The 13719-nt window shown below is 46.4% G+C and carries 8 protein-coding genes and 1 tRNA gene; 8 read left to right on the top strand and 1 reads right to left on the bottom strand.

Going from position 1 to position 13719, the window contains the following annotated elements; translation table 11 throughout:
- Positions 1 to 153 precede the first annotated feature (153 nt).
- Positions 154 to 969 carry a cobyrinic acid a,c-diamide synthase gene (locus tag QUA34_RS05430; protein WP_333210173.1) on the top strand — a complete coding sequence of 272 codons (816 nt, stop codon included), beginning with the start codon at positions 154 to 156 and terminating at the stop codon, positions 967 to 969.
- A 156-nt stretch (positions 970 to 1125) separates the two neighbouring features.
- Here the strand turns inward: QUA34_RS05430 and QUA34_RS05435 are convergent, their stop codons facing one another.
- Positions 1126 to 2169, bottom strand: coding sequence for an AI-2E family transporter (locus QUA34_RS05435; protein WP_333083079.1), 1044 nt, complete (start codon positions 2167 to 2169; stop codon positions 1126 to 1128).
- 416 nt (positions 2170 to 2585) lie between these two features.
- Between QUA34_RS05435 and gshA the strand changes: the two genes are divergently transcribed.
- The 7 genes from gshA (at position 2586) to QUA34_RS05470 (ending at position 13462) form a co-directional block, all read left to right on the top strand.
- Positions 2586 to 3737, top strand: a complete 1152-nt coding sequence (gene gshA, locus QUA34_RS05440; protein ID WP_333210167.1) for a glutamate--cysteine ligase — start codon at positions 2586 to 2588, stop codon at positions 3735 to 3737.
- Positions 3738 to 4109: 372 nt separating this feature from the next.
- Complete coding sequence (locus tag QUA34_RS05445; protein WP_333293458.1) at positions 4110 to 4571, top strand: tRNA (cytidine(34)-2'-O)-methyltransferase; 462 nt, start codon at positions 4110 to 4112, stop codon at positions 4569 to 4571.
- Between the two features lie 582 nt (positions 4572 to 5153).
- A complete protein-coding gene (locus tag QUA34_RS05450; protein WP_333325115.1) occupies positions 5154 to 7616 on the top strand; it encodes a peptidoglycan DD-metalloendopeptidase family protein in 2463 nt (820 codons plus the stop codon).
- A gap of 138 nt (positions 7617 to 7754) precedes the next feature.
- Positions 7755 to 7827, top strand: a tRNA-Met gene (locus QUA34_RS05455).
- A gap of 126 nt (positions 7828 to 7953) precedes the next feature.
- A complete protein-coding gene (locus tag QUA34_RS05460) occupies positions 7954 to 8553 on the top strand; it encodes a peroxiredoxin (RefSeq protein WP_015178160.1) in 600 nt (199 codons plus the stop codon).
- Positions 8554 to 8658: 105 nt separating this feature from the next.
- The gene (locus tag QUA34_RS05465; protein WP_333325118.1) at positions 8659 to 9198 is read left to right on the top strand and encodes a redoxin domain-containing protein; all 540 of its coding nucleotides are present in this window, start codon (positions 8659 to 8661) and stop codon (positions 9196 to 9198) included.
- A 214-nt stretch (positions 9199 to 9412) separates the two neighbouring features.
- A complete protein-coding gene (locus QUA34_RS05470) occupies positions 9413 to 13462 on the top strand; it encodes a hypothetical protein (protein WP_333384650.1) in 4050 nt (1349 codons plus the stop codon).
- The last annotated feature ends 257 nt before the right edge of the window (positions 13463 to 13719 follow it).

Raw genomic sequence — 13719 nt, forward strand, 5'->3', positions numbered from 1 at the left:
GACAGATCACGCCCTCTGTTCCCTCCAGAATGTATATTTAGATAGATGGCAAGAAAATAAGACAGAATAACTGGCAGTCCTCCCTCGCAGCTCCCCTCTCCCATCATCTGCGATCTACGACTCTGTATACTTACTAATATAAGGTTTCAGGCAATGATTAAACAAAAACATAAATATGCCGACCTTGCTCAACTCCCCCACACAGATACCGTGCTCCAAAAACTCCCTGTAGAAGTTAAAGAATGGGCCCAAAGCTTGCCTTGGAACCAACGCCGCTATGTCTTGTCCCTCTGCTACATATTGTGTGCATCTACTCCCGACTTGCAAGCAGAATTTTTAGATAATTATACAGCCGACGGTTTAGTCTCAAAAATGTTTGAAGATGTAGATACTCTACACCGAGTCAAAGAGTATTTAATCAGATTTCGGGTCAAAAAACAATTAAACGAATCAGATTTAAGAAGCTACATCAAACAATTTTATATCCACTCAGCTCAACAATCGCTCCGAGAAACTGACCAATATTTAGAATCAGCACTCCGCTTCGTCTTGAGTACAGAAGAACGTAATAATGTTTTTAACTACATTTTGGGCTTTGAATTTATTAAAATTGTGTTTCAAATGAGCTGGTTGCAACACGAAAGATTAGCGAGACTGCAAAAAAATCAGTCGCAGTTTATTGAAACCTACATCAAGCCGATTCAACACGCCCACAGAATTAATGGCATAATTCTCCCGAAAGATGAGAGAATCTTTTTTGCCAGACGCACCTATTACGTTCAACTACCTAACATTTCCTACAGAAGGCTCATTGAGTTAGTGATGGCAACTTTTACTACAGAAATGGTGAGTAATTGCGGATTTTCTATCAGTCGCCACTCTCAAGCTCTGCGTTTTGACTGCGATTACATTTATGATCCAGAACCAGAAGAAGAAAGATTTCCTACTGACTTGCAATTTATTCATTAACTTGACCCAGTAAGGTGTACCCTAAGTTGCTTTTTTCTCTTTACTTTTAGTTGCGCTTTGGGCACAGGAGAGTTTTTAAAGCATGGGACTTCTAGTCGGCAAGTTAAAACTGAATTTTTCAGCCTGATTTTCTATAAAATAGGAGGGCAGTATCCATTAACTTTCCGCTTGCATTTCTTCAATGTCAAACCAGCTAACTATCACTCCCGCTAGCGGAATCGCCAGAAATATACCTAAAAGTCCTGCTGATCTTGCCCCAACTAACAGTGCAAAAAATACCACTACCGGATTGAGGTTAAGGGAATTTTGCATCAGTCTGGGATGAATAAGGTTGTCTTGAATTTGCTGCAAAACAATGCAAGCTGCCAATACCTTTAAAGATAGCCACACATTTTGAGACAATACAATAAAACACACTAAGCTAATTCCCAGCGTCGCTCCGATCCCCGGAACTAAATCAAACAATCCGATAATAAATGCTAAAATTAAAGGAAATCTCACATCTAACAGTAGGAAAATTCCAAAGCTAGCGGTTGTCAAAAATAACATTAACAGAATTTGTGCCTGAAAAAATCCTAAAAAGTTTCGCTCAATTGTTAAACTTAAACGCCTGTGCAGGTGTCGGGGTATAAATTTGAGAACTAACAGCCACAGCCTCTCTCCATCAAGTAACATGAAAGAAGCCACTACCATAATTAATATTAAATTCAATAAATTGGTTAAAAATACTTGTAAGAAAGCAATACTCCAAACAACTCCAGATAAAGCTTGATTTCGCAGTTGTTCCTCAATAACTCGCAGGTTAACTTGCAGGTTTCTCGCCCGCAGGAATGCTTCGATGCGCTCAGACAGAGGCGCCAGAGCATTCACAAATTCAGTCAGGCTGTCAATTAATTGCTGTCCTTGAGATAAAAGAGTGACCCCTACGGTGACGGTGAGACCGCCAAAAACTAAAAGGGTGAGCAGGACAACGAAGGCGACAGCTAAACTTCGCGGTAAAAATCTCTGGAGAGTTCGCACTGGATAGTTGAGCAAAAAAGCCACGAGTGCAGCAATGGTGAAAACCGCGACTGCTGTTTCAAAGTAAGCTAAAAGTTGCAGTCCAGCCCAACCAGAAGCAAATAAAAGCAAAAACCGGACTAAGGCTAAATTGCTTAGCATATTCCAAAAATTGGGAGGGGTTTTTTCTTGCTCTTTCACAGGGATTTTTAGGGGTTAATAGTATAGCTCAAAAATATTGCAGAGCCCTCTTTTAGAATCGCATCTAAGATCTATCTGTGGCTATCCCCCTCAAGACAGAAAACAGATGTCGAACTGAGGCAGGAGTGGGTTCTATTCACCATAAGTTCGATCGTCACGAATGCCGAATAAAACACGTCGGCGATCGAACAAACAGCATTTTTGACTCTAAAACGGCCTCGGAAACTCTTTGCCAGGGGAGTATTTGTCGTGGCAGGCCCCCAACTAGGAAACAAACGCCCAAACTAGCGGACGCCGAAAAATCCGGTTTCAGTGCCAGTGGCGAAAAATTTCAACTCTGCCCCGTGGAAGATAGTATGAACAGGTCAATTTTTGGGATACTAGAAACTAGCACTCAACTTAGCTGAGGAACAAACGTGCTGCTATCAAAAGGCTTTGAAGTAGAAATGTATACCGGCACTCCCGAAGGTGAGGTTGTCGGTCTATCCGATCGCATAGTTGCCGATCTAGAGGGATTTGTCCGGGAGCCTGATAGCCGCAATGTGGAGTACACGACCGCCCCGCTGTGCAGCTACGATCGCCTGTTGTGTGCCTTAGTCAAGCCACGAGTTCGGCTGCGCGAGTATTTAAAACAATTGGGCGACTATACCTTGCTGCCGGGAAGTACCTTGTCTCTCGGAGGGAGCGATCGATTTTACCGATCCGATCCCAACAACCCCTACCACACCTACATCGAGCAAACCTACGGCACCAAAGTCGTCACCGCCAGCATTCACATCAACATCGGCATCTCCCAACCAGAAATGCTGATGCGCGCCATCCGCCTCGCCCGCGTCGAAGCACCGCTATACCTTGCCTTGAGCGCCTCTTCCCCCTTCCTCGACGGCGAAGTGACGGGCTATCATTCGACTCGGTGGGGTTTGTTTCCCAAAACTCCCGCCATCGTTCCCCTGTTTGAAAGTCACAAGCATTACATTCAGTGGACTGAAGAACAGCTAGAACTCGGTACTATGCAAAACGTCCGCCATTTGTGGTCTGCAGTGCGACCAAATGGCGATCGTCGCCCCTACTGTCTCAATCGCCTCGAACTGAGAATTTGCGACCTCGAAGTCAATCCTCTGGCTTTGTTGGCCATTACTGCCTTACTAGAAGCTCGCATCTGGCAGATGATGGAAGACCCCAGCTTAGACCCTTTAGAGCTCAGCACCTTGCCTGCGGCCACCCGCAACGAAGACTTAGTTGCCCTCACAGACGCCAACGAAATTGCTGCATCCCGGCAAAGTTTGGATGCCGAACTCACTCACTGGCAAGACGGCAGAACTATTCTGGCACGAGATTGGATTGAGGAAATTTACCGCGAAGTGTGGCCTATAGCCAAAAAACGCGGCTTTAGTTGCTTTCTCTCGCCACTCAAAAAGATTCTCCGGGAAGGCAACACGGCCCAGCAGTGGTTGAAGCTACACGAGGGCGGTTCGGACACCCGCAGTATTATTCTGCAAGGGATTCAGGGGATGGCTCACCAAGAATGGGAGCTAGAAGACAACTTGTGCGCCCAGTTAGTTGCCTGAAGTACCCGCCGTTATGATAATGGGGGCTTTCACTAGCCCCCTGGCTATGCGTACTCAGCCAATAGAAATAGCCCGAACCTCCCGGTCAATCGATTTTAGATTTTAGATTTTAGATTTTAGATTGACCCCACGGATAAATTCGGGGGCTTGTGTATTGGATACAGGTTTTTTATTTCTGGACGGATGAATCCGGGGGCTTATATCCTGGATGCTTGATTGTCAAAAGTTGCAGATCGCCGCCCTTAAAACCAATCAGAATATTTAATCAATGGAGTTCGACAAAGGTTATAAATAAAAGCTATAAGGTATATCTACCTGTGGGTAGTTTTATAAATTTCCCAAGAGCTGTATTTTTCGCTTTTAATTAGCTTCATGCCCCAACTTGTCTTGATTCACCCGCAAATCCCCCCGAATACTGGCAATATCGCCCGCACTTGTGCTGCCACAGGCACGGAACTGCATTTAGTCGGCCCGCTGGGGTTTGAAATTAGCGATCGCTACCTAAAACGGGCCGGCTTAGATTACTGGCCCTACGTCAATCTCCAGTGCCACGAAGACTTAGCGGCTTTTCAGGCCTATCGGGAGCAGCGCGGGGGACGATCGATCGGATTCAGCACTGGCGGGCGATGCAATTACGCGCAATTCCAATTTCAGCCCAGCGACTGGCTGATGTTTGGCTCGGAAACTGTAGGCATTCCCCAATTCGTCTTGGATGCCTGCGACGCCACAGTTTTTATTCCGATGAGCCAGCCTGGAGTCAGGAGTTTGAACCTCTCCGTCAGCGCCGCTGTGGGTTTATTTGAGGCTAAACGACAGTTGGGGGAGCTGGGATAAATCATTATCAACACATAAATATATAGATATTTAATAGCTGCCGGAGGCTGCCAAAGCTGCATTTAAATATAAGAAATTTGTATCAAAGGGGTGAAAATCTAGATAGCCGACATTAATATATTTTATTCAGTCCAAAACAGATTGTTATCAGCAACACAAAATTACTCCCAAGATGATTCAGCAACAAAAACAGAGGATTTTAGGGATTTAGGGCGTGAGCGAGTACCAGCTTGGGTCTGAACACTATATCTAGTAAATATACGGTTGTAGGTTGTCCGGAAATTAGCCTAAAGTTTGATAATAGGTGAGAGTTCAGAGCCTTACCGGAACGAAGATTTTATGTATTCGTTCCAGCTATTACGGTGTAAGGCTTGTGGGGTTAATTGCAGCAGGTTTGACCGAGAATTTTAAAATTTCTGACGGTTTGAGCTTGTCTAAATTAAAAAAGCAAGGTAATCTGGCCTAAGCATGATAGCTGTCAACAATCAGAATATTTTTGCTTGTTGATTTAAACTCAGCGTCATGCGATCCCCTTGAGTGTTTCCAAGGACAGTTAGCGCTTCTCAGTAGGAGGTCGTTTTTTTGAAACGAACATATCCCCAAATTAAGCCTGTTCAGGCTAGTGAAATCGACAGAGACGGTTCTGCGGAACCATCCAAACAGACAACGCTCAGCACAGGCAGAGTTCGCTCTCTCGCCACGATCGGGCTGGCAATATCGGTAGGTGCTTCTGGCATCCTGCTACCGAGAAATGGAGACAGCGCTCGCGCGTCTGAACTCGCACCGACATCAGAATCCACCGCTGAAGTACAGCCAGTATCGGCCAACGGGCCCGCTACGTCGGCACAAGTTGACGGTTCCAGGGCCGAACAGCCCGGGTCACCTTATGAACCCGCGACGGTTAAGGTGCAGGAGGGGCAAAGCCTTTGGGAGCTTTCTCGGGATTATGAAGTTGAACCGTTGGCACTAGCAACTGCCAACGACATCCAACCCGATACCATACTCCAAGTTGGCCAACAGCTCAGAATTCCGACTGCGACGGAAGCCACACCACAACAGAACGCCGGCTATAGCACATCGGCTTCGCTAGATCGCGCAGCGACGGTCAATCCCGAACAAGAGTTAAATCTGACTGGCTCCGAGCCATTGGATAGTGCAGCCATGACAGCGCTGCCATCACCCGCAGCGACCCCGCTGGTCACGACGGTACCGGAACAAAGTTTGATCGAGATCCCGAATGCAGACGGGGCGATCGACAGTTTGAAAAAACAGGAAAACCGCACCACAGAATCGGGTCGAACTATGTTCGGGTCGGAAGGGGGAGCAAATTTATCTACACCTGCGGCATTTTTGCCGGAGTCAGCACCGACGCTGACCTCCCCCGGATATGCAACTGGGACAAATATTCCTGACCTCGATGCCACATCTGTAATTCCCAATTCCGGGGGAGGTCAAGCAGCATCGCCAGATCGAGCATTCGAGTCAATTGAACAGTCTTTGGCAACACCCACTGTGCTAGTCCCCCCTGCGGGAAGTACCGCCGCGCCGGCTGAGGTTCTCTACAGCGTGCGTCCGGGAGATACGCTAGATGCGATCGCCAAAGGTCACGGCGTATCGCCCACAGATCTGATCTCCGTTAACAAGCTCGGCAACCCCAACTTGCTGAATGTCAATCAACGGCTGAAAATTCCCCAAGTTGGGTTTAAAAATCCAGGGGTGCAGGCGGCAGCCTCTTATTCTGCCTCCAACTCTACATCTGTCTGGGCGGCGAGTTCGGTTCCCGCATCTTTGAACCCCAGCTCGTCTACCTCGGAAATAGCCGGTGCTGGCGTTGCAGCACCCGCGCCCAAAGTGCCTGTTGTCTCTCCCCTGGAGAACCTGGAAGGTCTGAACAATATTTCAGCGCCGATGGTTCCCCAAATTAACAGCATTCCGCTGACTCAAGTTTCCCAAACCATTAGCGATCCACGGAAGCTGGATCTTCAAGGCGAACCAACATTTACAGGTGCAGTTGACACCAGTGCCCTGCCCTCGCCAGCCAGTGCAACTGCTACCGCCATCGCTACGGGAGAATACCCGCAGCCGATCAGCTTCGTGGCAAATACTAGCGCCCAGGGTTCAAATGCGGAGCCAACTAGCGCTGTACCAGAGTCGAAATCGGAGCCTCTCCCTACCGCAGAATCTCTCAACCCTTATTCCGAACGCTTGAGGGCAGAAGTTGTCAGGCTGCGAGAGGAATATCGTGCCTCGCGCAATTCGATCGGCGCCAATGCGGTGTCCCTGGCTCCAAATGACGGGCCCTCGGTCAACCCGTCTGAGGATATGCCAAGTGCCAATCCCTATCTCTACACCCCCGACTATACTGAGGCGGTGCAGAATGAAATCAGCAGACCGCCATCGAGAGCCTGGTCTGAGCAGGTTCAGAAGCAGCAGCAAGAGCGTTTAGACCCCGCTCGCGCAGCGGAACTGCAACCGATCAACCTGACGCCGAACTCTGCTGGGCAGCGGCCTGTGGTAGCAACTGCTCCTTTGGGAGCCGACGGTTACGATCCCCTAAGCAACCCGTCTTTGGGACGCATGGTTTCTCCAGAACTGCCTCCGCTTTCGAGCCCTGATACTTATCTGCCTAACGGCAAACAACAGTCGGCTAACCGGTTTATTTGGCCGTCTAAGGGCGTTCTGACTTCTGGCTACGGTTGGCGCTGGGGACGGATGCACAGGGGAATTGATATTGCAGGGCCGATCGGCACGCCAATTGTGGCAGCATCAGACGGGGTGGTTACCTATGCTCAGTGGAACGACGGCGGCTACGGGTACCTGGTGGAAATTACCCATCCTGACGGCACTGAGACTGTCTATGCCCACAACAGCCGAATTTTGGTCCAAAAGGGTCAGAGAGTCGCTCAAGGGGAACAGATTTCAGAAATGGGCAGCACTGGATTCAGTACCGGGCCGCACTTGCACTTTGAAATTCATCCCGCCGGACAGGGTGCTATCAACCCAATGGCTTTACTGCCCGACGATGCCTCCAGCGCTTCTCGGTAACGACTGGTCGAAAGTTATGGGTTTTGAATGATTACCAAAACTCATAACTTTTACTGGAAGTCATTAGAAATAGTGTTGCTTGAAAAGAAGACATAGCTAGCCCTACCGTGCTACGATAGTAAATCGTGAAGTAGATTTGGCTCAGTGGCGCAGTGGTTAGCGCAGGGGACTCATAAGCCCAAGGTCGCAGGTTCAAATCCCGCCTGAGCCATTATTTAATCCAAAAAATTGCGCTCTCAAATTTGAGAGCGTTTTTTTTTGATTTCTCTAGAACATACTTGTAGTCGTTATGAGTATGATATATTTGTAACAGTTCGTAAAAAAGGAAACAAAATCTATGACCAGTGAATGCCTCCGGGTTGGTCAAGCTGCACCCGATTTCGCAGCAACAGCCGTAGTGGATCAGGAATTCAAGACAGTTAAACTGTCCGACTATAAAGGCAAAAAGTATGTAGTCCTGTTCTTCTACCCCTTGGACTTCACCTTTGTGTGCCCGACTGAGATTACAGCATTTAGCGATCGCTTCGAGGACTTCAAGAAAATCGATACCGAAATCCTCGGCGTATCCGTTGACAGTGAATTCTCTCACCTCGCTTGGATACAAACAGACCGCAAATCTGGCGGTGTTGGCGACCTCAACTATCCCTTAGTTGCTGACCTCAAAAAAACAATTAGTTCGGCCTACAACGTCCTCGACCCAGAAGCAGGTATTGCCCTCCGAGGTCTGTTCATCATCGACAAAGAAGGCATCATCCAACACTCTACTATCAACAATCTTGCCTTCGGCCGCAACGTGGACGAAACTCTCCGTACTCTGCAAGCTATCCAACACGTCCAGTCTCACCCCGATGAAGTTTGTCCAGCCGGCTGGCAGCCCGGTGACAAGACCATGACTCCCGATCCTGTCAAGTCTAAGGTATTCTTTGCTGCGGTTTAAGCAGATTATATTTGTACGGACACGGCAGTGTCGTGTCCGTACCTGCACGGGCATTCATTTAACCGGATTTTTAATTAGCAATTAGCAATTACCCAATTAGGAAATATGCTGACTTCTACTAATTTTAGCGGCTTGTTAAATCAGCGGTTTTTCCAAAATCTATTGCCTGTTCCGGCGACTAATGTTCTTAACCTGGAACAGAGAACGCCAGATTTTGAATTGCCGGATATTAATAATGGCAAATTAGTGCGGCTATCGAATTATCGGGGCGATAAGCCGGTAATTCTAGCTTTTACACGGATTTTTACAGAAAAGCAATATTGCCCTTTCTGTTTTCCTCACATTAAAGCTTTGAATGAAAACTGGGAAAAATTTGCCGATCGCAATATAGAATTATTGATGGTTGCCAGTACCGACGATCGCCAAAGCCAAATTGTAGTTAGAGATTTAGGCTTGAAAATGCCTCTGCTTTCTGATCCAGGCTGTCAAGTTTTTCGGGCTTATCAAGTCGGTCAGGCTTTAGGTGCTCCTTTGCCTGCTCAGTTTGTTTTGGATGCAGATGGAAAACTCCTCTTCAAACATTTGTTTTCTTTCATAGACCACAATGCTAGTGTGGACACTTTGTTGAAATATGTCGATCGGTAAGGACACCGCTGCTGTGTCCTAATTGGGAGTTTTTCACCGCTGATGCACGCTGGTGTAGGCCCATCAGCGGGATTTTTTCACCGGTTGACACTAGCTGCGACAGGTCTTTAGTAATAAATACTTATTGTGCCAATTTCGATGGCGGAATGTTGCCATGTTCGATCGACATTAATCTAGGCTATAGCTTGAAGGTACTTAGTACAAGTTTAAGCCAATGTCGTCTCCCAAAGATCGATCGAGCAAAATTGAATTGAGCGTCTTAGCGTCGCATCCTGAGTTGTTGACAGGTTTAGATGCGTGGCTGCGGCTAGGTTTACTTTCGCCCGCTGAGGTTGAGCAATTGTGCCGACAGTATTTAGTCTGCCCAATCAGAGAGCCCGCTGTAGATTTTTCTGAAATTGAGGAACCGCGAGCTCCTATTGGCGATCCAAAAGTACCTGCCTTATCAACGCCTCAAGCATTACCTAGCAGCAGAGAAAGCGTTGCTAGGCCCACAGAAACTACTCAAACCCCTAATTTTATCGCTCAAATTTTGCACTCGCTAATGGCCGAAATTAGCGTGGTGTGGCTGTTGTTTTTAGGGGTGTTCATGGTAGTTGTCTCCTCTGGAGTCTTAGCTGCCAGTCAGTGGGAAAGATTTCCTGCCGCCGGACAATACGGAGTTTTGTTAGCTTATACTTTAACTTTTTGGGCGATTAGCAGTTGGGCCAACAGACAGGTTAATTTGCACTTGACTGCTCAAACTTTGCAAGAAGTGACACTGTTGCTAGTGCCGATCAATTTTTGGGCAATGGATACTTTTGGATTGTGGCGGTATCCTTGGGATTGGGCGGTAGCAATCGCAGCGGCACTTATTTTGACTTGGATAACTGCCCGGATTATCAAATATCAATATCAAAGCTTATCAGGAAAAAACATCACTCGCTCGATCGCCCTAAATCACTTGGGATTGAGTTATTTGCACTGGGGGTGGGCATTGACCGGCTTTTCCCTGGCTGCGGTTTATGTGGGTACAGTGGGAACTGCTGCTACTACAGTTTATCAAGTTCAGCAACAACGATTGCAATCTATCCAACTTGGGGGAAATACTGAAACATGCCCCGCTGCTTTCAGTTTGAGCAGAGATTTTTTGACTTACAAAAAAGCGGCTTTAGTAGCTTATTCGTTAGGAATTTTACTGGGTCGAGCGATATTTGTCAAGGATGTAAATATCGCTGAAATGGGTTTAGCTTTGGCGATTTGTGGCGTGCTTTTAGCATGGCTAGATTGGCAGCAACCCCGGCCATCTGGGACTATTGAAAACAATATATCCGACCAGCCAAATCCCAGCAACTTTTTTAAATGGCAATTAGCGGGAATGGGTTTGTTGGGTTTGGGGTGGCTGGTTTGTTTTCGCGACATTCCGCTACAGGCGATCGCAGTTAGCGGATTGGCTGTTTGGTTTTTTTATAACCGTTTAGTGCGGTTTGGGCAAGAGTTTGATTTGCTAATGCTTGAGGCGGTGGGACTTCAAAGTATTTGGCTGTTTTGGCGACTGCTTCCTTTAGGGATTAAAACACAAGTTGTGGCATTTTTAACTCAGCTTACAAACTCTCAGGAAACTCCTTGGGCTTTTTGGAGTGTTCTGCTATTGCCTTATTTAATTTTAATGGTAAGTGCGGCCGAGTGGCTCTACCGCAAGCGAAAGTTTCAACTTGCCAGTTTTGGCGAAAACGTTGCTCTCGGTTTGGGGAGTTTTTTAACTGTTATTAGTTTTGTCAATCCGTTTTGGCGATCGCTCAATTTATTAGTCTCTACTTTAATTGTAGGTTGGATAACTTGGAAATACGTAATTCCCGATAATTACCGGCGAGTTTCGAGGCCGGCTTCTGCTGTTGAAGAACAGGGACATCCGGCAATTTTGGTTCCCATAACTCACATTATGGGTTTAGGCGCGATCGCTTCGGCAATTGACTTATTTTTTCCCAACCAGCAACCAAATATTTGGTCGGCAATATTATTGATTTTTATGGTGGCTGAGTGGGGATTTTTTGTCTGGATGAAAGCGGCGAATTTCCGAGAAACTTCTGCGTTTTTCCGCTGGCATCCTGCATGGTTCCAAAGTTCCTGGTATCTGGGCTTAGTGTTAGCAGGATTCAGCTTTATATTGTTGCAAAATTATGTAATTGCCGGTACTGCCACTCATCGCCCTCAGTGGAGTTTGCTCTGGCTGGCGACTCCTTTGGCTTTGACTGCTGTTGCTAAATATACTGAGGTTCCTCACAAACGAGTTGCCAGTAACTTTAGTACGATAGCCTTAATATTCGCACAATTTCTAATTTTTACTTTTCCGGGATATCGGTTAATTGGTTTGGGGGTTGCCACCGGATTAATGTTGGTCAATACTTACTATTTAGTCGAGCTACCAGCGGCTGCGATTGGAGTGGGGTTTGGCTTGAGTTTCGTAGCTGCGGTGATTGATCAATTAGGTTTTGTGTCTGGTTGGCTTTGGGGAATTGCCGGGGCGATCGCTCTTTTGTCTCTGTGGTTGCTTCGCAGCATAATAGTTCGTTTTTCCAGCCGTTTGCCTGAGTCTTCTCAATTAGCTGAAATTTACGAGCGAGCTTTAGATGGGTGGGCCATCTTACTGGCAAGCTTGCTGTTAACAACTATTACTTTTTATTCCTTTGACTTCTACGCAGGCAGGACATTGATTTCCCCGCCCTCTGCTGAAGTTTTGGCTGCTATTTTGGTGATAATGGCTGCGATTATTTTCCGAAGTTTACGCCAAATTTCCCCTCTGGCAATTTATGCCTTGGCTTGGAGTTTGGAGTTGTTGACAGCAGTCGGTTTGAGTTTTGTCGATCGCACTACGATTAATTTGGCAGTGGCTAATATCGCTCTCGGATTGTTTACTCAATTATTGGGTGATGTGTGGCGGCGCCGCCACCCCGATCCAACAATTTTACCTAGCATTCATATTATACCTTTGGTTTACGGGGTATTGGGTTTAACTTTCCGATCGCACACTTTTGCGAATTGGACTGGTTTAACTGTCTTGGGGGCGTCTTTAATTGCGATCGGCATTGGTAGGCGGGAGCCAGAATTCAAACCTTTGGTTTATTTAGGATTAATTGGCGTGTCCGTTGCTGCTTACGAATCGCTACTATATCAACTTTTTCAAACACCGGGAGGAGCTTTTGGCGACGGCTTAATTGTCCTGGCAACTCTCGGCACAACTTTAACATATATCTATCGCATTTTATCTCCTTGGCTCAGTAATTATTTACATTTAACTAATGCAGAGTTAAAATTATTTGCTCACCTGCACTGGGTTTTGAGCAGTTTGCTCCTGATTTGGGCTTCTGCCGATGATATTAAGTCCGGCCTAAGTTTAGGATTAGTCACTGGTGCTTTATTAGTTCAATACGCTTTCTTGCAAGGGCGAAATAATCTCGATCGCCAATGGGCTGAAATTTGGATTTACTTGGGCTGGCTAGAAGCCTTTGGCATCCGGCTTTATTGGATCAATACGCCTTTAGTTAAGTATATTTCCGGGTCGCTGGGACCTTGGAAAGTTGCCCTCGCTTCTCTATTAGCCTATTTTCTTTACATTTTGCCTTGGGACAACTGGGGTTGGTCAAAAAAACCTTGGCAGGTAATTGCTTCGCTGATTCCAATAGTTACTATTTTGGAAAGTCCGGCTAAGTTTTATCCGATTAGCTTGCTGATAGCTGCCGCCTTCTATGTTTTCCTAGCTTGGGAAAGGCAGGAAGTCCGTTTTACCTATGTGAGTGTGGCGATAATTGATTGGATAATGCTGCGGTGGTTTGGGGAAATAGGATTGACTCAGCCGGAGTGGTTTTTTACTCCTTTGGGGCTTTCTTTCCTTTATATTACTCAGTTCGATCGCACTCTCAAATTACCCGCACAAAAACCGCTACGCCACACTCTGCGAATGCTCGCAACTGCGCTGATTTGCGGGATGCCTCTTTTGACTCAGCAAAGTCACGGTTTAGTTGCGGCAGCTTTTAGTTTACTGGCGATTGCCGCGGGTTTGGCGCTGCGAGTTCGGGCGTTTTTGTTTGTGGGAACGGGATTTTTTTTAATCAACGTTTTCTATCAGTTGGTGGTTCTAATCTTCGATTATCCGCTGATTAAATGGGCGATTGGTCTGGCTTTTGGGATTGCGTTTATCTGGATTGCTGCTAGTTTTGAAACGCGGCGTGATCGCATTTCTGCTTTGGTGCAGCATTGGGTTGTGCAATTGCAATCGTGGGATTAAATTTTCCCTTAATCAACTTTTGTTGGGTGGTTAGGGTGGGTTTACCAAAACCCTAACCCTATGATTATTTGTTGATGAAGTTTTGAAAAATCGCCCTTTTTTTTTGGGTAAAAAGCTTGACACTGTTAGCTTGACAATGTATTATTTAATAATGGGAATATTGGCAATTTTAAAACTTAACTCACTACTTCCATTATCTAAAATATACCTTAAAAGCAAACTAAGATCAATAGGTAAAAATTCCTTTTTTTGCGCCG

Source organism: Microcoleus sp. POL10_C6, from assembly GCF_036701585.1.
In the GTDB taxonomy this organism is placed as follows: Bacteria; Cyanobacteriota; Cyanobacteriia; order Cyanobacteriales; family Microcoleaceae; genus Microcoleus.